The organism is Pseudomonas flexibilis (assembly GCF_000806415.1).
In the GTDB taxonomy this organism is placed as follows: Bacteria; Pseudomonadota; Gammaproteobacteria; order Pseudomonadales; family Pseudomonadaceae; genus Serpens; species Serpens flexibilis.
Map to the genome: position 1 here is coordinate 1 of NZ_JTAK01000006.1, position 19,917 is coordinate 19,917.

The window sequence follows — 19,917 nt, forward strand, 5'->3', positions numbered from 1 at the left end:
AAAGTCCTAAACTTGTCTCAGCAATCGCAAAAAACTCTCGAATTCACGAGTGTTACTTGTGATGCTGATAATCTTGCGACTATCACTCGATGCATCCACAAGCACCCACACGAATTGCTTGATTCAGTTGTTAAAGAGCGTTTCGATCTGACCGAAGGTCTCAACCGAGGCCGCGCATTCTACAGCGGCCGTTTTGCCTGTCAAGCGTTGATTTGAACTTTTTCGTTTCATCTCAACCGCTTACCACCCAGAGCCGGTTCAACCAGACTCTGCAGCGGGAGGCGAATCATACAGCGCCAAACGACACTGTCAACCCCGCCTCGACCAGCAGCCCGCTTCCTCTAGCGAGCCCCACCAGGCAGATTCGAACATCCAACTCGTTGATTTACAAGGAGTTTTCAGCAGCTCTGCGCTGGAAGTGGGGCGCATTATAGGGCGCCCCAGGCACAAGTCAAACACTTTATTAGCGCACTATTAAAAAAATGCCTGAATTCCGGTCTGCGCCCGACCCAGGATCAGTGCATGCACGTCATGGGTACCTTCATAAGTATTCACGACCTCCAGGTTCACCAAGTGTCGTGCAATGCCGAACTCATCGCTGATGCCATTGCCACCCAGCATGTCGCGAGCCATGCGCGCGATGTCGAGTGCCTTACCGCAGCTGTTGCGCTTCATGATCGAGGTGATCTCCACCGCAGCAGTACCTTCATCCTTCATGCGCCCAAGCCGCAGGCAGCCCTGCAGAGCCAGAGTGATTTCGGTCTGCATGTCGGCCAGCTTCTTCTGTATCAACTGGTTGGCCGCCAAGGGTCGGCCGAACTGCTGACGATCGAGGGTGTATTGCCGCGCGGCATGCCAGCAGAACTCGGCGGCCCCCAGGGCACCCCATGCAATGCCATAGCGCGCCGAGTTGAGACAGGTAAAAGGCCCTTTCAACCCACGCACCTCGGGGAAGGCGTTCTCCTCGGGACAGAAGACCTCATCCATGACGATCTGCCCGGTAATTGATGCACGCAGCCCCACCTTGCCATGGATGGCCGGCGCACTGAGGCCTGGCCAGCCCTTTTCCAACACGAAACCGCGGATCTGCCCTTCGTCATCCTTGGCCCAGACCACGAAGACGTCGGCAATCGGGCTATTGGTGATCCACATCTTGCTGCCGGACAACCGGTAGCCACCTTCTACCTTTCTTGCACGGGTGACCATTGCACCCGGATCCGAACCGTGATCGGGCTCGGTCAAACCGAAACAGCCGACGAGCTGGCCGCTCGCCAGCCCGGGCAAATATTTCTGCCGTGTCGCCTCATTGCCAAACGCGTGGATGGGCAGCATTACCAGCGAGGACTGCACACTCATCATCGACCGATACCCGGAGTCGATCCGCTCGATCTCCCGAGCGATCAGGCCGTACGACACCTGGTTGAGGGCGCTGCCCCCGTACTCCACCGGCAGCGTGGCACCCAGCAGGCCCGCTTCGCCCATCTCGCGAAAGATCGCTGGATCGGTGTGCTCATGCCGGAACGCCTCAAGCACCCTGGGCGCAAGCTTGTCCGCGGCAAACCGCGCCGCGCTGTCACGCACCATGCGTTCCTCCTGCGTCAGCTGCTGCTCCAGCAGCAACGGGTCCTCCCAGTTGAATCTCGCCTGTGCCGCCATCAGCCTGCTCCCGTGCCCGATATCAAGATTGCTACATCCTAGGCAGCGCGCCTGCTACATACAATGCACCAGCCACACGCCCACTGTAGCCATGCCGATATTCCACTACATATCCCCCTCTTCCAGCTTTTATAAGGCCTGTCGATTGCCTTAGTCGTGCCTAACCGCCGCCGGAAGCCCGCAAGCCCTCGATACGGCCGAATTGCGAACTCAAAGGGGTTCCAGAGCAGCAAACTGCGATCTTCGGGAACCGGAAACAGTTGCAACCAAATGGTCACATAAGGACTTGTAGTCCGCTGACTGTTTTACTTCAAAAATCTTGCTGCCCCTTTCGTTCGCCTGCACAATGCCGCGCCACCCCGCCGTAACTACGACCTTCGGAGGGGGCCGACGCCATTACCCCCATGTGGCCGGGCGACAAGAACAATGATCAACAGGAGACAGGAAGTGCTAATCGGCATTCCCCTAGAAACCCACAGCGGGGAAACCCGTGTGGCTGCTACCCCGGAGACGGTCAAGAAGCTCGTCAGCCAGGGTCACCAGGTGACCGTTCAGGCTTCCGCCGGCAGCAACGCCTGCGTCCCGGACAGCGCATATGAGCAGGCCGGAGCGAAGATCGGTAGCGCCGCCGAGGCCTTTGCCGCCGATCTCGTCCTCAAGGTAGTCGCTCCAGACGAAACCGAGCTGGCGCTCATGAAGCCGGGCGCGGTGCTGATCGGCATGCTCAACCCCTTCGACAGTGACTGCATCGCCCGCATGGCGGCGCGTGGCATCATGGCTTTCGCGCTGGAGGCCGCGCCGCGTACTTCCCGTGCGCAAAGCCTGGACGTGCTCTCCTCCCAGGCCAACATTGCCGGATACAAGGCGGTAATGCTCGCCGCCAACCACTATCCGCGCTTCATGCCCATGCTGATGACCGCCGCCGGCACCGTGAAGGCGGCCCGCGTGCTGGTGCTCGGCGCGGGCGTGGCCGGTCTGCAGGCCATTGCCACTGCCAAGCGCCTGGGCGCGGTAATCGAAGCCTCCGACGTGCGCCCGGCCGTGAAGGAACAGATCGAATCCCTCGGCGCCAAGTTCGTCGACGTGCCGTTTGAAACCGACGAAGAGCGCGAGTGTGCGCAAGGCGTCGGCGGCTATGCCCGCCCCATGCCGCAATCCTGGATGGAGCGTCAGGCCAAGGCCGTGCACGAGCGCGCCAAGCAGGCTGATATCGTCATCACCACCGCGCTGATCCCCGGTCGCAAGGCCCCGGTACTGCTGCAGGAAGCAACCGTGGCGGAAATGAAACCCGGCTCGGTGATCATCGACCTGGCGGCTGCACAAGGCGGCAACTGTCCGCTGACCGAAGCCGATCGTGTAGTGGTCAAGCACGGTGTAACCATCGTTGGCCACACCAACCTGCCCGCGCAGGTGCCGGCGGACGCCTCGGCGCTGTACGCCCGTAACCTGCTCGACTTCCTCAAGCTGGTCATCGACAAGGACGGCCAGTTCCACCTCAACCTTGAAGACGACATCGTCGCCGCCTGCCTGATGTGCCGGGACGGTGAAGTCGTGCGCAAGAACGGCTAAGGGGCACGGACATGGATCTGATTTCCGACGGTATCTACAACCTGATCATCTTCGTGCTGGCCATCTATGTGGGCTACCACGTGGTCTGGAACGTTACCCCCGCCCTGCACACTCCGCTGATGGCCGTCACCAACGCCATCTCGGCGATCGTCATCGTTGGCGCCATGCTGGCCGCCGCGCTGACCGTCACCCCGCTGGGCAAGGCCATGGGCACCCTGGCCGTGGCCCTGGCTGCGGTCAACGTGTTCGGTGGCTTCCTGGTCACCCGCCGCATGCTGGAAATGTTCAAGAAGAAGGCCCCGAAGGCCCAGGTGGAGAAGTAATCAATGAGCATGAACCTGATCACCGTCCTCTACCTGATCGCCTCGGTGTGCTTCATACAGGCGCTCAAGGGGCTGTCCCATCCGACCACGTCGCGGCGCGGCAACCTGTTCGGCATGATCGGCATGGCCATTGCCGTCCTGACCACCATTGCCCTCATCTATAAGCTGGGCGCCGAACTGGCCACCCAAGGCATCGGTTACGTGATCGTCGGCCTGCTGATCGGTGGCACCGCCGGCACGATCATGGCCAAGCGCGTGGAAATGACCAAGATGCCCGAGCTGGTGGCCTTCATGCACAGCATGATCGGTCTGGCGGCGGTGTTCATCGCCATCGCCGCGGTGGCCGAACCGCAGTCGCTGGGCATCGTCGCCGCCATGGCCGACCCGATTCCGGCCGGTAACCGCCTGGAGCTGTTCCTTGGCGCCGCCATCGGGGCCATCACCTTCTCCGGCTCGGTCATCGCCTTCGGCAAGCTGTCCGGCAAGTACAAGTTCCGCCTGTTCCAGGGCGCGCCAGTAGTGTTCAAGGGCCAGCACCTGCTCAACCTGGCGGTGGGCCTGGTCATCGTCGGCCTGGGCCTGATGTACACCTTCACCGGGGACGTCACCGCGTTCGCCATCCTGGTGGTTCTGGCCTTCGTGATCGGCGTGCTGATCATCATCCCCATCGGCGGCGCCGACATGCCGGTGGTGGTATCGATGCTCAACAGTTATTCGGGCTGGGCGGCCGCCGGTATCGGCTTTTCGCTGAACAACTCGATGCTGATCATCGCCGGCTCGCTGGTGGGCTCCTCGGGCGCGATCCTCTCGTACATCATGTGCAAGGCGATGAACCGCTCGTTCTTCAACGTGATCCTCGGCGGCTTCGGCGCCGAAGCCGGCAGCGCCGCCGCCGGCGAGCAGGTGCAGCGCAACGTGAAGTCCGGCTCCAGCGATGATGCCGCCTTCCTGCTGACCAACGCCGACACCGTGGTGATTGTGCCCGGCTACGGCCTGGCTGTGGCTCGCGCCCAGCACGCACTGATGGAGCTGGCCGAGAAGCTGACCCACCGCGGCGTGAACGTGAAGTACGCCATCCACCCGGTGGCTGGCCGCATGCCCGGCCACATGAACGTGCTGCTCGCCGAGGCCGAAGTGCCCTACGAGCAGGTGTTCGAGATGGAAGACATCAACTCCGAGTTCGGCCAAACCGATGTGGTCCTGGTGCTGGGTGCCAACGACGTGGTCAACCCGGCGGCCAAGACCGATCCCAAGTCGCCGATCGCCGGCATGCCGATCCTCGAGGCCTACAAGGCCAAGACGGTGATCGTCAACAAGCGCTCCATGGCCAGCGGCTACGCCGGCCTGGACAACGAGCTGTTCTATATGGACAAGACCATGATGGTCTTCGGTGACGCCAAGAAAGTCATCGAGGACATGGTCAAAGCGGTCGACTGATCGGAATTGCCTGAAATAACAGCCACTTGCGCCTCAGGCGCGAGTGGCTGCGGGGCTGTTCCACCCTCCCGTGACTGACAAAGAACGACTGCACATCCTGACCTTGGTATTAGAGGCGTAGCAGAAGCGAATCCCTAGACTCGGGGGCTGCTGAGCCAACAAGAAAACCAAGGAGCCGCTGCATGTCCCAGTATGCCGATCGCATTCGCCTCAATTCCCTGTGCGAGAAAATCACCAGCGCCGAAGAAGCGGCCAAGCTGGTAAGCCACGGCCAAACCGTCGGAATGAGCGGTTTCACCCGCGCCGGCGAGGCGAAGAAGGTCCCCCTCGCCCTAGCGGCACGCGCCCGTCAAGAAGAGTTGAAGATCACTCTCATCACCGGCGCCAGCCTGGGCAATGACATGGACGGGCTGATGGCCGAGTCCGGTCTGCTGGCCCGCCGCATGCCGTTCCAGTCCGACGCCGGGCTGCGCAAGGCCATCAACAATGGCGAGGTGATGTTCATCGACCAGCACCTGTCCGATACCGCCGAACAGCTGCGCGCCGGCAGCCTGCCCAAGGTCGACGTGGCCATCATCGAGGCCTGCGCCATCACCGAGAACGGCGGTATCGTGCCGACCACCTCGGTGGGTAACTCCGCCAGCTTCGCCGAAGCCGATGTGGTGATCGTCGAGCTGAACCTGGCCCATCCGGCCGCCCTGGAAGGCCTGCACGACATCTACCTGCCGGCCAAGCGCCCGAACCGCGGCCCGGTGCCGCTGATCAACGGCCAGGACCGCATCGGCACCCCGTACATCCCGGTCGACCCGGCGCGCATCGCGGCCATCGTCGTCACCAACCAGGAAGACTCCTACTCCGCCGTCCTGCCCAGCGATGAGGATACCCAGGCCATCGCCGACCACCTGATCGCCTTCCTGGAAATGGAAGTCGAGCGCGGCAACCTGACCTCCAGCCTGCTGCCGCTGCAGGCCGGCGTGGGCACCATTGCCAACGCCGTGATGAGCGGCCTGCTGAAGTCCAACTTCAGCGGTCTGACCATGTATTCCGAAGTGCTGCAGGACTCCACCTTCGAGCTGTTCGATGCCGGCAAACTGGTCGCCGCTTCCGGCTGTTCCTTCACCCTGTCCGAGCGTATGTGCCATCACGTGATGGCCAACCTCGACAAGTACAAGGACAAGCTGGTGCTGCGCCCGCAGGAAATCTCCAACCATCCGGAGATTGTCCGCCGCATCGGCATCATCGCCATCAACACCGCGCTGGAGTTCGACATCTATGGCAACGTCAACTCCACTCACGTCAACGGCACCCACATGATGAACGGCCTGGGCGGCTCGGGCGACTTCACCCGCAACGCACACCTGGCCATCTTCGTGACCAAGTCGATCGCCAAGGGCGGCGCCATTTCCAGCGCCGTGCCGATGGTTCCCCACGTCGACCACAACGAACACGACGTGGACATCCTGGTTACCGAACAGGGCCTGGCCGACCTCCGTGGCCTGGCGCCGCGCGAGCGCGCCCAACTGATCATCGACAAGTGCGTGCATCCGGACTTCCGTCCAGCCATGCAGGACTACCTCGACCGCGCCTGCGCCACCGTAGGCGGCCAGACGCCGCACCTGCTCGAAGAAGCCTTCTCCTGGCACACCAACATGCGCAAGACCGGCCATATGCTGGGCAAGCGCTGATCGCCGATTCGCTGTAGCACCGCCGCAGACGGTGCTACAGCGTTGATGGCTTTACGCCACCCCTCTGATAGCCCTTGGGGGCAAAGCTCGTTACACTCCGAGCCTCCAAGAATCTGCCCACAACCCCCGAGGTACAACGCATGACTCCGATTCGTCTGTTCGGCGCCGCTGCTCTGCTGAGCCTGTCGACCATGGCCAGCGCCTCCAGCTTCATCGGTACCACCGACATGATCGGCAGTGCCCTGATCGGCACCACCGAATCCAGCACCGACATGTCGTCCGGCGACGACAAGATCGTCCTGGCCGCCCGCGAAGACGCTGCCAGCTTCGTGGCCAGCCGCGGCGACATCCGTGGTGCCCACCTGGAGTCCGCTCTGCAGGTGATTCGTGCCAAGGCACCCAGCCTGCAAGCCACCGACCTGGAGCTGGCCGAGGCCATCCTCGCCCGCTAAGCGGTACGACGCGCCGTCGACAGGCGGCGCGTGCTTTCCTTCACGCAGCCGCCCGGCTGCGGTCCAAATTGCATGACCCATCTTTTCTCGCTCCGCTCCTGCTGTCTTCTCCTGCTGCTCCTGTCGCTGGTCGCCGGCGCTCGCGCCGAACTGCGTCTGCGGCTGGACGGACAGGGACTGGACGATGCCCAGCGCCTGGCCAGCCGCCAACTGCTCGACCAAGCCATTGCCGCGCTGCCACCCCGCCTGATCGAACGCCTGGACCGCCAGGTGACCGTGCGCTGGACCGCGCTTCCCGAGGCCGTGCACGGGCGCATGGCAGGCGAGCGGCTGCTGCTCAATCGCTCCCTGCTGCCCGGGCTGACCGATGGCAGTGCGCGGCAACAGCGTACCGGGCGCACCCACGGCACCCAGTACCGCGAATTGCTGGCCACCGTGCTGCACGAGCTGGCGCACCTGTACGACCGTGCCCGTCTCTGGTCACCCATTGATCGTCGCCAACTGGCGCGCTGCACTCGCCTGGCGAGCACAGTGGGACCGGTTGGCCTGCCGGACGACTGCCGTGGCGAGATCGCCCGCCGCTTCACGCTCTCCGACGATCCGCGCCTGCTGGAGCTGGCTGGCTGGCCCCAGCGCATCGGCGGACGTGGCGAACCAATCAGCGACAACGGCCAGCAGGAGCGCAGCCCTGACCCCTACGAGCTGCACAACCCCCGCGAGTTCGTCGCAGTCAATTTCGAGTACTTTCTGCTCGACCCCGATTACGCCTGCCGGCGCCCCTCGCTGCACCAGTACTTCAGCGAGCACTTCGGTTGGCAGCCGGCCCATGCCCGACCCTGCAGCCCGCGTCTGCCATTCCTGAACGCCAGTCGCGACTACGAGAAGGCGCCGCTGGCCTGGATCGATCCCGAACGCGTCTACGAGGTCGACTACCTGTTCGCCGAGGCCAACGACAACTGGGTCAGTCGCTGGGGGCACAGCATGCTGCGTCTGGTGGTTTGCGCGCCCGGCCGACCCCGGGGCGCGGACTGCCGCCTGGATCTGGAGCACCATCTGGTGCTGTCCTACCGCGCCTTCGTCGGCGATCTGCAACTGTCGAGCTGGGATGGCCTGACCGGCGTCTACCCCTCGCGGCTGTTCATCCTGCCGCTGTCCCAGGTGGTGGACGAATACACCAAGGTCGAGCTGCGCGATCTGCTTTCCGTACCGCTGCGCCTGAGCCGCGCGGAGCAGGATGCCCTGGTGCGCCGCGCAGTGGAAACGCACTGGAGCTACGACGGGCGCTACTACTTCCTGACCAACAACTGCGCGGTGGAAACCCTGCAGCTGCTGCGTACCGGCACCACCCATCCCGCACTGCGCGGGCTCGACAGTGTCATGCCCAACGCCCTGCTCGACTCCCTGGCCGCCCGCGGCCTGGCCGATCTCGCACCGCTGGCCGACCCGCGCCAGGCGCTGCGCCTGGGCTACCGCTTCGACTCGTTCCGCAGCCGCTATCAGGCGATGTTCGACGTGCTGCGCGAGCAGCTGCCGATCACGCAACACAGTGTCGAAGCCTGGCTGGCCCTGCCGGCCAGTGAGCGCCTGCCGTGGATCGCCAGGGCCGACCTGCGCACCAGCGCCGCGTTGCTGTTGCTGGAGCAGGCCGCCCAGCGCCAGCAACTGCTGCTGGCCCAGGACGAACTGAAGCAGCGCTACCTGGGCGAAGCTGCCGACCCGCAGATGAAGCGCACCGGTGACACCCTGCAGACCATGCTGGTGCAGGCCGGCTTCCTCAGCCGTCCGGCGGAGTTGCTGAAAAACGGTTATGGCCTGCCGCAGCCGGCGGAATGGCGCGAGCTGAACGCGCTGACCGAGGAGCGCCATCGGTATCTGCGCCAGCTCAGCGACAACCTCGATCAGGACCTGCGCCAGCTGCTACTGCCACAGCGGCGTGACGAGCTGAACGCGGTGGAGACCAACCTGGCACGACTCGGCGAGCGGGTGCGCAGCCTGCACCGCGAATCCGGCGGGTTGCAGCTGCGCTGACCGTCCCTGCGGGACCTGGCGGAGCGGCAACCTTGTCCGCCCTGCGATCCGCCACTACCAAGCCAGCTAATGATCTTGCGTTTGCCGCGCGCCGCCACCAAGATAGCGGCGTTTTGGTTCTTGCCGGCCGCATGTCCGGCTTCGGTGGATATGTGCTGCAAGTCCTGATGGCCATCTGGCCGCTGTTCGCCCTGATCATTGCCGGACACCTGATGCGCCGCTGGCAATTCCCCAGCGAAACCTTCTGGCCCGGCGCCGAGCGCCTCAACTACTTCATCCTCTTCCCCGCCCTGCTGGTGGCCAGCCTGGTCAATGCGCCGCTGGACAACCCGGCCATGCCGCGCCTCGCGCTGGGGGTATTCACCGCCCTGGGTATCGGCTGGGTCAGCCTGCTGATCCTGCGCCGCGTGTGCAAATGGCCTGCGGCTCGTTTCGGGGTATTCAGCCAGGCGCAGCTGCGCTTCAACACCTACCTGGGCCTGGCCATTGTCGGCAACCTGTTCGGTGCCGAAGGCCTGGGCATTGCGGCGGTGCTGCTGGCGCTGATGGTGCCGGCGGTGAACGTGCTGTCCGTGTGGGCATTGAGCGCCGAAGGCGGCGTCAGCCCGCGCACCCTGCTGCTGCCCATTCTCAAGAACCCGCTGATCCTCGGCTGCGTGGTAGGCGCGCTGATCAACCTCAGCGGCCTGGGCCTGCCCGGGGGCAGCGACCGACTGCTGAGCCTGATGGCCGCCGCCAGCCTGCCGCTGGGTCTGCTCAGCGTCGGTGCGGCGCTGCAGCCGCAGCAGCTGCGCAGCCAATTGGCGCCGCTGGCCTGGAACACCGCCATCCGCCTGCTGATCATGCCGCTGCTGGCCTGGGGCGTAGCCCTGACGCTGGGCCTGCCGCTGCTGGAAACGGCCGTGGTCGTGGTCTTCTTCGCCATTCCAACCGCGACGGCCAGCTACATCCTCACCCGCCAGCTGGGCGGCGATGCCCCGCTGATGGCCGGCGTGATCACCCTGCAGACCCTGCTGTCGATCGCCAGCCTGCCGCTGATCCTCGGCCTGCTGGGCTTCTGAGCCCCCCTCTGGCCGGAACCTGGCGGGCCGAGTAACATCAGTTCGCCAGCCGCTCCGGCGGCCTCGCTTCTTTCATCCATTTCCCCCAAACGAATCCGTCATCCGCCCGGTTGTGCGGTGTAGCTGCCTGTCAGGCTTTTTCTGGGAGGCTTGGTCATGCTGACCCTGCTCAACCTGTTGTCCGCCGTGGCCCTCCTGGTGTGGGGCACGCATATCGTGCGCACCGGCATCCTGCGCGTGTACGGCTCGCAATTGCGCGAAACCCTCAACCGCAGCACCCGCAACCTGCCGCTGGCGTTCGGTGCCGGCATCGTGGTCACCGCGCTGGTGCAGAGCAGCAACGCCACCGCCCTGTTGACCACCTCTTTTGTCGCCGAAGGGCTGATGACCCTCGGCCCGGCGCTGGCCATCATGCTCGGCGCCGACGTCGGCACCGCGCTGATGACCCGTGTGCTGACCCTTGACCTGCACTGGCTGTCGCCGCTGCTGATCCTGATCGGCGTGGTGCTGTTCCTGTCGCGCCGGCAGACACGCGTCGGCCAGTTCGGCCGCGTACAGATCGGCGTCGGGTTGATCCTGCTGGCGCTGCAGCTGATCGTCGCCGCCGCACAGCCGATCACCGAATCCACCGGCATCAAGGTGCTGTTCGCCGAGCTGACCGGCGACATCCTGCTCGACGCGCTGATCGGCGCGCTGTTCGCCCTGCTCAGCTATTCCAGCCTGGCTGCGGTGCTGCTCACCGCCACGCTGGCCAGCGCCGGGCTGCTCAGCCTGCCGGTGGCCATCGGCCTGGTGATCGGTGCCAACATCGGCAGCGGCGTGCTGGCGCTGCTCAACAGCAGCCTGCAGAGCGCCGCCGGGCGCCGGGTGGCGCTGGGCAGTCTGCTCTACAAACTGATCGGCCTGTTGCTGATCATCCCTTTCCTCGACCCGCTGGTGGCCTGGATGGACGGGCTGGCGCTGGACAGCGCCAGCCTGGTAATCGGCTTCCACGTGGCCTACAACAGCCTGCGCTGTGTGCTGATGCTGCCCACCGTGAGCGCCATGGCCCGACTGAGCACCTGGCTGCTGCCGGAGCGCCCGGAAAGCGAGGACGGCGTGCGCCCGCGCAACCTGGACCCGGCCGCGCTGGCCACCCCCGGCCTGGCGCTGGCCAACGCGGTGCGCGAGACCCTGCGCATCGGCGATCTGGTGGAGCAGATGCTCGAGCAGTTCCACCTGGTGCTGCGCGACGACGACCGCAACGCCGGGCAGCGTATCCGCGCCCTGGATGACGACGTCGATGCGCTGTACAGCGCGGTCAAGCTCTACCTGGCGCAGATCAACCGCGACGACCTGTCGGCGCAGGACAACCGGCGCTGGGCAGAAACCATCGAACTGGCGGTCAACCTGGAACATGCCGGCGACCTGATCGAACACATGCTGGGCAAGCTGCAGAGCCACAAGACCGCCCGCGCCCATGCCTTCTCGGAGGTCGGCCTGCAGGAGCTGCTAGCCCTGCACGCCGGCCTGCGCGACAACCTGCGCCTGGGCCTGTCGGTGTTCCTGGGCGCGGACCGCGTCAGTGCGCAGCGCCTGCTGGACGAGAAGCGCCGCTTCCAGGTCTGGGAGCGGCGCCTCACCCATGCGCATGTGAACCGCCTCGGCGAACGGGTGGTGGCCAGCCTGCACAGCAGCGGCCTGCACCTGGAACTGATCGCCGACATGAAGCGGCTCAACTCGCTGTTCTGCGCCAGCGCCTATCCGGTGCTGGAAGCCGCTTGCGCCACAGGCGTGACGGAAGCGGCCGAGCGGCTCAGCCCCGCGGCAGGCGACGGCGCTGCAGCCATACCACCAGCGCAAACACCATGAAGCCGGGGATCCACATCCACTCCTTGGCCCAGCGGTCGGTGGGGGCGCGCACGCGCAGGATCTGCTGGTCGAAGGCCAGGCCCAGATCGGCGGCGACACTGCCGAACGCCACGTTGTCGATCAGCAGCTTGCCGTCCTCTTCGTAGAGCATCAGGCCCAGCTTCTCCAGGCGCTGCTCGCCGCTTTCGCCATCCGGCACCGGCAGCAGCAGGGCGAACTCGCGGGGATCCCCCACGTCGTCCTCGCCGAGCACACGCAGGCGCAGCTGGCTGTCGGCCTCCACCTGGCCCAGTGCCTGCACGAACTGGCCGGGCGGGATGTCCTGGTAGGGATCGTGCACCAGGTCCATCCAGAAACCCGGACGGAACAGCGTGAAGGCCACCAGCAGCAGCAACACACCCTCGTACCAGCGACTGCGCACCAGGAAGAAGCCCTGGGTGCCGGCGGCGAAGATCAGCATGGCCACCGTCGCCACGATGAAGATCAGCACGCCGTGCCAGAAGCCCACGTCGATCAGCAGCAGGTCGGTGTTGAAGATGAACAGGAACGGCAGCGCCGCGGTGCGCAGGCTGTAGTAGAAGGCGGTCAGGCCGGTCTTGATCGGGTCACCCTTGGATACCGCGGCGGCAGCGAACGAGGCCAGGCCCACCGGCGGCGTCACGTCGGCCATGATGCCGAAGTAGAAGACGAACAGGTGCACCGCGATCAGCGGCACGATCAGCCCGTTCTGCTGCCCCAGCGCCACCACCACCGGCGCCAGCAGGCTGGACACCACGATGTAGTTGGCGGTGGTCGGCAGGCCCATGCCGAGGATCAGACTGAACACCGCGGTGAACAGCAGCATGAGCAGCAGGTTGCCCATCGACAGCACTTCCACCACGTCGGCCAGCACCAGGCCGACACCGGTCTGCGACACCGCGCCGACGATGATGCCCGCCGCCGCGGTGGCGATGCCGATGCCGATCATGTTGCGCGCGCCGCCGATCAGGCCCTCGCGCAGGTCGACCACGCCGTCGGCGAAACCGCCATGGGTCTGGCCGCCGTCACCGCGCATCCAGGACAGCAGCGGGCGCTGGGTGAGCAGGATTACCACCAGCATCACCGTGCCCCAGAACGCCGAGAGGCCGGGCGACAGGCGTTCGACCATCAGGCACCAGACCAGCACCACCACCGGCAGCAGGAAATGCAGGCCGGAGAGCAGCACGGCACGGGTCTGCGGCAGCTCCTCCAGGGGCTTGTCCGGATCTTCCGCCGGCAGCGGCGGATTGCTGGCCGCCACCTTGAGCAGGCCCAGGTAGACCAGCGCCAGCAGCACGCCGATCACCCAGATAGCCGCCTCGCCAAGCGCCGGCTTGAGCCAGCCCAGGCCGTAGTAGACGGCCAGCGACAGGCCGCTGATCAGCGCCGCGCCGAAGGCGAAGCCGGTCAGCCGGCGCAGCCAGGGCTTGGGCTGGTGAGTGCCGATCGGCTGCATGCCGAGCTTGAGCGCTTCCAGGTGCACGATATAGAGCAGCGCAATGTAAGAGATCGCCGCCGGCAGGAAGGCGTGCTTGATGATCTCCACGTAGGGAATGCCGACGTACTCGACCATCAGGAACGCGGCGGCGCCCATCACCGGCGGCATGATCTGACCGTTGACCGAGGAGGCCACTTCCACCGCGCCGGCCTTTTCACTGGAGAAGCCGACCTTCTTCATCATCGGAATGGTGAAGGTGCCGGTGGTCACCACGTTGGCGATCGACGAGCCGGAGATCAGGCCGGTCATGCCCGAAGCCACCACCGCCGCCTTGGCCGGGCCGCCGCGCAGATGGCCGAGCAGGCTGAAGGCCAGCTGGATGAAGTAGTGGCCGGCGCCGGCGCGCTCAAGCAGCGCGCCGAACAGCACGAACAGGAACACGAAACTGGTGGACACGCCCAGGGCGATGCCGAACACACCCTCGGTGGTGATCCATTGGTGGTTGGCCAGCGCATTCAGGCTGACGCCGCGGTGCGCCAGCATGCCGGGCATCCAGGGCCCGGCCAAACTGTAGATGAGAAAAAGCAGGGCGATGATCGCCAGCGGCGGGCCCAGGGCGCGACGGGTGGCTTCCAGCAGCAGCGGAATGCCGATGCAGGCGGTGACCAGGTCAGCGGTGGTCAGGCTGCCGGGGCGCAGCGCCAACTGCTGGTAGAAGATGAACAGATACGCAGCGCTGGCAGCGGCCACCAGGCCGAGGGCGATGTCCAGCAGCGGCACCCGGTCGCGCGGCGAGCGCTTGAACGCCGGGTAGGCCAGGAAGGCCAGCAGCAGGGCGAAGGCCAGGTGGATGGAGCGGGTTTCGGTGTCGTTGAACACCCCGACGCCGAACACGAACGGCAGCGGCGAGGCGATCCACAGCTGGAACAGCGACCAGAGCAGCGCCAGCCCGGCGATCGCCTGGGCCATCGGCCCCTGCGGCAGGCGGGCGCCGACGTCCTGGGCGATCAGTTCCTGGGTGGAGAGAGTCTTGTCTTGCATGGCGGGAAGGCCTGTTTCTCAGAGGCGGAGACCAAGAAAACCCGCTGCCGGCCTCGGCACGCGGGTTTTCAGTGAGCAACGGAGCGAGCTCCGCTTTCCGGTTACAGCCAGCCACGTTCCTTGTAGTAGCGCTCGGCACCCTCGTGCAGCGGCGCGGTCAGACCGACCTTGATCATGTCTTCCGGCTTGAGATCGGCGAAGGCCGGGTGCAGGCGCTTGAAGCGGTCGATGTTCTCGAACACCGCCTTGACCAGCTGGTAGACCACTTCCGGATCGACCTTGCTGGTGGTGGACAGCACCGCCTTGCCACCGATGGACGGGGTGGCCTGGTCGTTACCCTTGTACAGGCCGCCGGGCACCTCGGCCTTGGTGTAGTAGTGCTTCTCGGCCAGCAACGTGTCGATCTCCGGGCCGGTGATCGGCACCAGCACCGCGTCGACGGTGGTGGTAGCTTCCTGGATGGCGCCGTTGGGGTGGCCGACGAAATAGGTCATGGCGTCGATGTTGTTGTCGCCCAGCGCGCTGGCCTGCTCGGCCGGCTTGAGCTCGGCGGCCAGGGCGAACACCGACTTGTCCCAGCCCTTGACCTTCATGATCTCTTCCAGCGTGTCGCGCTGGCCGGAGCCCGGGTTGCCGATGTTGACGCGCTTGCCCTTGAGGTCGTCGAGACCCTTGATGTTGGCGTCGCGGCGCGCCAGCACGGTGAACACCTCGCTCTGCAGCGAGAACACCGCGCGCAGGTCGCCCATCGCGCCTTCCTTCTCGAATGGCGCCAGGCCCTGCATGGCCTTGTACTGATGGTCGGACTGCATGACACCGAAGTTGAACTCACCGCTGCGCAGGCCATTGACGTTGGCCACGCCGCCGCCGCTGGCCGGCGCATTGCACTTGAGGTTTTCGGCGTTGCGATTGACGAAGCGGCAGATCGACTGGCCCGCGACGTAATAGACGCCGGTCTGGCCACCGGTGCCGATGGTGACATAGCGATCTTGCGCCTGTGCCGAGGCGGTACCGCCCAGGGCAGTGGCCAGAGTGGCCGTCAGGGCCCATGCCAAGGATTGGCCTTTCATGGGGTTAGCTCCTTCTTCTGATTGTCATGGGTACGACCGCCTTCGTGGGGCGCGGGTCGTCGGGAGTAACTCTATACCGAAACGCCGCCGCAATTCCCGTCTGAGTCGACCGAACCGACTATCAAGGGTTCGCTGTGGTTTGCTGATCCAGATCAAAAGGCCCGTTCTTCACCCTGATTAACTTGATGGCTTTGTGCCAGATAACACCGGATTCTGCTGCCAACGAACCGGCACGGCCACGGGGACATCATGAGTCCAGAGCAGGAACTCAAGCCGCTTTTCCAGCGCATCGGCCTTGACCGCGCCGAGATCCATACGCGCATCCGCTACCTGGACTGGACCCCCGCCGACGGTGCCCGGCTCAACCAGCACGCCGAGGCGTTGCGCGGCTTCCATGACGACTTCGTCGACAGCCTTTACGTCTATCTGCAGGGCTTCGAACCGCTGTCGCGCCTGCTGCGCGACGAAAACACTCTGCGGCGCCTGAAAGGCAGCCAGCGCGAGTACTACCGCAGCCTGTTCGCCGGCCCCTACGACTACCGCTACGTGCACGAGCGCCTGCGCGTGGGCATGGTGCACGAGCGCATCGGCCTGGAGATGAAGTGGTACCTGGGCGCCTATCGCCTGTACCTGGACAGACTGCTGGCCGAGCTGTTCGCCGACAGCGAGCACCTGCCGCTGTTCGCCAGCCTGCTCAAGGCGGTGTTCTTCGACATCTCGATGGCCGTGGACGCCTACGCCGCCACCCAGCGCCAGGCGCTGGAAGACAGCGAGGCGCGCTTCGCCCGCGCCATGCGCGGCGCCAACGACGGCCTGTGGGACTGGGACGTGGAGTACGACCGCCTGTACGTGTCCGAACGCTGGGCGAGCATGCTCGGGCTGACCCGCGACACGCTCACAGACAGCAGCCAGAGCTGGTTCAATCGCGTACACCCGGACGACCTGCCCGCCCTGCGCCAGACCATCGACACCCACCTGCGCGGCGAGACGGCCACCCTGCAGCACGAATACCGCATCCGCCGCGGCGATGGCGGCTACGCCTGGGTGCTGGTACGCGGCATCGCCGAGCGCGACCGCAACGGTGGCCTGCGCCTGACCGGCTCGCAGACCGATATCAGCGAACGCAAGCTGGCCGAGCAGCGCCTGCGCCACGCCGCGCGCCATGACCCGCTGACCGGGCTGGCCAACCGCACGCGCCTGGACGAGCTGCTGCACCAGTTGGAACAGCGGCAACTGCACGGCGAACAGGAGGTGGCCGCGCTGCTGTTCGTCGATCTCGACCGCTTCAAGCTGATCAACGACAGCCTGGGCCACAGCGTCGGCGATCAGGTGCTGATCCAGATCGCCCAGCGCCTGCAGCGCTGCCTGCGCCACGGCGACCACCTGGCACGCTTCGGCGGCGACGAATTCGTCGTGCTGCTGCACAACATCCGCACCAACCAGGACGCGGAACGGGTCGCCCAGGCCATCCTTGATACCCTGCAGGACCCGCTGCAGGTAGCCGGCCACGAGCTGATGGTCAGCGCCAGCATCGGCATCGCACCGCTGAACCAGCCCGGCCAGGTGCGCGAGGCCCTGCAGGCCGCCGACCTGGCGCTGTACCGCGCCAAAAGCGCCGGCAAGGCCCAGTACGCCCGCTACAGCAGCGAACTGCAGGCGGCGGCGCAGCATCGCCTGGAACTGGAAAACGCCCTGGCTCAGGCGCTCAGCCGCGACGAATTCGAGCTCTACTACCAACCCATCTACCGCATCGACGAAGGCCGCCCGCAGCTGCGTGGCGTGGAAGCCCTGATGCGCTGGCGGCAGAACGGCCGGCCGGTCGAGCCCGGCAGCTTCGTTCCGGTGCTCGAGGAGTCCGGGGAGATCATCCGGGTCGGCGACTGGGTGCTGCGCGAGGCCTGCCGTCAGGTGCGCGAATGGCAGCTGGCCGGCCAGCCGCTGCTCAGCTGCTCGGTCAACCTCTCCAACCGCCAGCTCCTACAGCCCGGTTTCGCCGCCCGAGTGATGAACGTGCTGGCGGAAACCGGACTGGCGCCCGAGTCGCTGGTGCTGGAGATCACCGAAGGCGTGCTCATGGAGGACAGCGCGGAACTGCACGCCAACCTGCGCCGCCTCGCCCGCCTGGGCATCCGCCTGGCGCTGGACGACTTCGGCACCGGCTATTGCTCGCTGGGCTACCTCAAGCGCTTCCCGCTGCACAGCCTGAAGGTCGACAAGAGTTTCATCCTCGGCGCCCATACCGATCCCGACCTGTTCGCCATCAGCCGCGCCATCATCGGCCTGGGCAAGGCGCTGGGGCTGACGGTCACCGCCGAGGGGGTGGAGTGCGAGGAACATCTGGAGTTCCTGCAGCGCGAAGGCTGCCAGTACGCCCAGGGCTTCCTGTTCAGCCGCCCGGTGCCGGCCGCCCAACTGGCGTGCCTGTTCGAGACGCAACCCGACCGGAGGCATGCGCCGGTCAACTGATGCACCGCTCGCTATCGAGCTTCACTGAAAGGACGCACAACGTGACAACAGCAGACCGGCAACCGCGCCCCCGGGGGCGGCCGTGAAGATCAACCTCCCCGTCAGCGGGCGAGCCCTCGAGCTTCCCGAGAGCATCAACATCCTCTCCACCACCGACCTGAAGGGCATCGTCACCTCGGCCAACCCGGAGTTCGTGAAGATCAGCGGCTTCAGCGAAGCGGAGCTGCTCGGCGAGTCGCACAACATCGTGCGCCATCCGGACATGCCGCCGGCGGCCTTCGCCAGCCTGTGGAGCGCCCTGGAAAGCGGCCGCTCGTGGATGGGCATGGTGCAGAACCGCTGCAAGAACGGCGACCACTACTGGGTCAGCGCCTACGTCACGCCCATCGTCGAGGATGGCGAGGTGGTGGAATACCAGTCGGTGCGCATCCGCCCGGAAGCGGCCTGGGTGGCCAGCGCCGAACAGGTGTACGCGGCCCTGCGCGCCGGCCGCACACCCAAGCCACTGCGCTGGCGCCCCGGCCTGTTCGCCCGCCTGCTCGGCCTGTGCGGTCTGGCGGTGGGCGCCGCGCTCGGCCTGGCGATCCTGGCGCTGGATGCTGATCCGTTCATTGCCCTGGCTGGCGGCGCGGCGGGCCTCGGCGTGTTCGCCGCGGGGCTCTGGCACATGCTCGCGCCGCTGCGTCAGCTGCTCGACGAAGCCCGCAAGGTGGCCGTCAACCCGGTCGGCCAGTGGGTGTACTGCGGCCGCAGCGACGAGTTCGGCGAAATCGCCTTCGCCCTGCGCATGCAGACCATGGAAGCCGGCGCCATCGTCGGGCGCCTGGCCGAGGCGGCGCGCCAGCTGGCCGAACAGGCCGAGCAGCTGCAGAGCGCGGTGGCGCACAGCGACGCCAGCAGCCAGCGCCAGCAGCAGGAAACCCGGCAGATCGCCCAGGCTATCGAGGAGATGGCGGCCAGCGTGCGGGAAGTGGCACGCAGCGCCCAGCACTGTGCGAGCACCGCCGGCGCCGCCGACCGCGCCGCACGCGGTGGCGAGGAGCAGGTGCAGGCCACTGGCCGGCGCATCGCCAGCCTGGCCCGCGAGATGCAGCGAGCGGTCGCCGCCGTGCAGAACCTGCAGGCCAGCAGCGGGCGCATCAACTCGGTGATCGGCGTGATCGAGGCGATTGCCGAACAGACCAACCTTCTGGCGCTGAACGCCGCCATCGAGGCGGCCCGCGCCGGCGAGGCCGGACGCGGCTTCGCCGTGGTCGCCGACGAGGTGCGCAACCTGGCGATCCGTACCCAGGATTCCACCCAGCAGATCCAGGACATTCTCGGTGGCCTGCAGACGGAGGTCGACGGCGCGGTACGCGCCATGCAGGCCGGCAGCGAGGAAGTGAGCCAGAGCGAACGCCAGGCCGCCGAGGCCTCGCAGGTGCTGTCGGAGATCCACGCCCAGGTCAGCGCCATCACCGCGCTGAACGGGCAGATCGCCAGCGCGGTCGAACAGCAGGGCGTGGCCAGCGAGGCCATCCACCGCAGCATCGAAGGCATCCACCAGGCCAGCGAACAACAGGCGGTGCACAACCACGACAGCAATCGTGCCGCGGCCGCGGTCAGCCGCCAGGCCGAGCAGTTGCGCCTACTGGCCCGGCAGTTCTGGCACAAGCGGGTCGGCGCGCCGCGCAAGGGCCGCCGGGGCCGCCTGCGCTGACCGGCTGTCATGACGATGACATCGCCGGAAGCAACAATGGGCTTATCAGCGATGTCATTTTAATGGCAATCTAGCCGTCCCTCCTCCCTTTTATGGCGCCATGCCGTGCCGAGCGCTGTAGCC

14 protein-coding genes and 1 pseudogene are annotated in these 19,917 nt (G+C 65.8%); 12 read left to right on the top strand and 3 right to left on the bottom strand.

All coding sequences use genetic code 11. The annotated features are described in order from the left end of the window. The coding region (locus PT85_RS18210; protein ID WP_214442707.1) for a hypothetical protein at positions 1-216 on the top strand (216 nt) is incomplete at its 5' end. A 258-nt stretch (positions 217-474) separates the two neighbouring features. Here the strand turns inward: PT85_RS18210 and PT85_RS14260 are convergent. Further along, a complete protein-coding gene (locus tag PT85_RS14260) occupies positions 475-1,656 on the bottom strand; it encodes an acyl-CoA dehydrogenase (protein WP_027591133.1) in 1,182 nt (393 codons plus the stop codon). 447 nt (positions 1,657-2,103) lie between these two features. Between PT85_RS14260 and PT85_RS14265 the strand changes: the two genes are divergently transcribed. The 8 genes from PT85_RS14265 to PT85_RS14300 all read left to right on the top strand — a co-directional run bounded on the left by PT85_RS14265 (position 2,104) and on the right by PT85_RS14300 (position 12,062). Next, positions 2,104-3,225 (top strand): Re/Si-specific NAD(P)(+) transhydrogenase subunit alpha, encoded by a 1,122-nt coding sequence (locus PT85_RS14265; protein ID WP_039562213.1) that lies wholly within the window; start codon positions 2,104-2,106, stop codon positions 3,223-3,225. Positions 3,226-3,236: 11 nt separating this feature from the next. Beyond that, positions 3,237-3,548: an NAD(P) transhydrogenase subunit alpha gene (locus PT85_RS14270; RefSeq protein WP_027591131.1), complete on the top strand. Its 312-nt coding sequence runs from the start codon at positions 3,237-3,239 to the stop codon at positions 3,546-3,548. A 3-nt stretch (positions 3,549-3,551) separates the two neighbouring features. Next, entirely contained in the window at positions 3,552-4,985 is a 1,434-nt protein-coding gene (locus PT85_RS14275; RefSeq protein ID WP_027591130.1) for an NAD(P)(+) transhydrogenase (Re/Si-specific) subunit beta, read from the top strand. A gap of 182 nt (positions 4,986-5,167) precedes the next feature. Continuing rightward, positions 5,168-6,670: an acetyl-CoA hydrolase/transferase family protein gene (locus PT85_RS14280; protein WP_027591129.1), complete on the top strand. Its 1,503-nt coding sequence runs from the start codon at positions 5,168-5,170 to the stop codon at positions 6,668-6,670. A 140-nt stretch (positions 6,671-6,810) separates the two neighbouring features. Beyond that, positions 6,811-7,122 (top strand): DUF2388 domain-containing protein, encoded by a 312-nt coding sequence (locus PT85_RS14285; RefSeq protein WP_027591128.1) that lies wholly within the window; start codon positions 6,811-6,813, stop codon positions 7,120-7,122. A gap of 72 nt (positions 7,123-7,194) precedes the next feature. Then, a complete protein-coding gene (locus PT85_RS14290) occupies positions 7,195-9,150 on the top strand; it encodes a DUF7844 domain-containing protein (RefSeq protein WP_039607070.1) in 1,956 nt (651 codons plus the stop codon). A 131-nt stretch (positions 9,151-9,281) separates the two neighbouring features. Next, on the top strand, positions 9,282-10,211 hold the full coding sequence (locus PT85_RS14295) for an AEC family transporter (protein WP_175444367.1): 930 nt from the start codon (positions 9,282-9,284) through the stop codon (positions 10,209-10,211). A 156-nt stretch (positions 10,212-10,367) separates the two neighbouring features. Further along, positions 10,368-12,062 carry a Na/Pi cotransporter family protein gene (locus PT85_RS14300; protein ID WP_051587480.1) on the top strand — a complete coding sequence of 565 codons (1,695 nt, stop codon included), beginning with the start codon at positions 10,368-10,370 and terminating at the stop codon, positions 12,060-12,062. On the opposite strand, the gene PT85_RS14305 is transcribed toward PT85_RS14300, so the two are convergent. After that, a complete protein-coding gene (locus tag PT85_RS14305; protein ID WP_027591125.1) occupies positions 12,007-14,559 on the bottom strand; it encodes a TRAP transporter permease in 2,553 nt (850 codons plus the stop codon). The genes PT85_RS14300 and PT85_RS14305 overlap by 56 nt on opposite strands. 101 nt (positions 14,560-14,660) lie before the next feature. Further along, positions 14,661-15,629: a TAXI family TRAP transporter solute-binding subunit gene (locus PT85_RS14310; RefSeq protein ID WP_039562223.1), complete on the bottom strand. Its 969-nt coding sequence runs from the start codon at positions 15,627-15,629 to the stop codon at positions 14,661-14,663. Between the two features lie 249 nt (positions 15,630-15,878). Here PT85_RS14310 and PT85_RS14315 point away from each other — a divergent pair, with 249 nt between their 5' ends. The 3 genes and pseudogenes from PT85_RS14315 to PT85_RS14320 all read left to right on the top strand — a co-directional run bounded on the left by PT85_RS14315 (position 15,879) and on the right by PT85_RS14320 (position 19,794). Next, positions 15,879-18,095, top strand: a complete 2,217-nt coding sequence (locus PT85_RS14315; RefSeq protein ID WP_039607071.1) for a putative bifunctional diguanylate cyclase/phosphodiesterase — start codon at positions 15,879-15,881, stop codon at positions 18,093-18,095. Positions 18,096-18,177: 82 nt separating this feature from the next. Beyond that, a pseudogene (locus tag PT85_RS18620) lies at positions 18,178-18,507 on the top strand (PAS domain-containing protein); the annotation flags it as partial. A 147-nt stretch (positions 18,508-18,654) separates the two neighbouring features. Beyond that, positions 18,655-19,794 (top strand): methyl-accepting chemotaxis protein, encoded by a 1,140-nt coding sequence (locus PT85_RS14320; protein WP_407681106.1) that lies wholly within the window; start codon positions 18,655-18,657, stop codon positions 19,792-19,794. Positions 19,795-19,917 lie beyond the last annotated feature (123 nt).

Excerpts from the sequence above, each read along its gene's own strand:
- PT85_RS14285 (WP_027591128.1), top strand. The coding sequence starts at position 6,811 with ATGACTCCGATTCGTCTGTTCGGCGCCGCTGCTCTGCTGAGCCTGTCG.
- PT85_RS14290 (WP_039607070.1), top strand. The coding sequence starts at position 7,195 with ATGACCCATCTTTTCTCGCTCCGCTCCTGCTGTCTTCTCCTGCTGCTC.
- PT85_RS14260 (WP_027591133.1), bottom strand. The coding sequence starts at position 1,656 with ATGGCGGCACAGGCGAGATTCAACTGGGAGGACCCGTTGCTGCTGGAG.
- PT85_RS14315 (WP_039607071.1), top strand. The coding sequence starts at position 15,879 with ATGAGTCCAGAGCAGGAACTCAAGCCGCTTTTCCAGCGCATCGGCCTT.
- PT85_RS14305 (WP_027591125.1), bottom strand. The coding sequence starts at position 14,559 with ATGCAAGACAAGACTCTCTCCACCCAGGAACTGATCGCCCAGGACGTC.
- PT85_RS14280 (WP_027591129.1), top strand. The coding sequence starts at position 5,168 with ATGTCCCAGTATGCCGATCGCATTCGCCTCAATTCCCTGTGCGAGAAA.
- PT85_RS14275 (WP_027591130.1), top strand. The coding sequence starts at position 3,552 with ATGAGCATGAACCTGATCACCGTCCTCTACCTGATCGCCTCGGTGTGC.
- PT85_RS14270 (WP_027591131.1), top strand. The coding sequence starts at position 3,237 with ATGGATCTGATTTCCGACGGTATCTACAACCTGATCATCTTCGTGCTG.
- PT85_RS14295 (WP_175444367.1), top strand. The coding sequence starts at position 9,282 with ATGTCCGGCTTCGGTGGATATGTGCTGCAAGTCCTGATGGCCATCTGG.
- PT85_RS14310 (WP_039562223.1), bottom strand. The coding sequence starts at position 15,629 with ATGAAAGGCCAATCCTTGGCATGGGCCCTGACGGCCACTCTGGCCACT.
- PT85_RS14300 (WP_051587480.1), top strand. The coding sequence starts at position 10,368 with ATGCTGACCCTGCTCAACCTGTTGTCCGCCGTGGCCCTCCTGGTGTGG.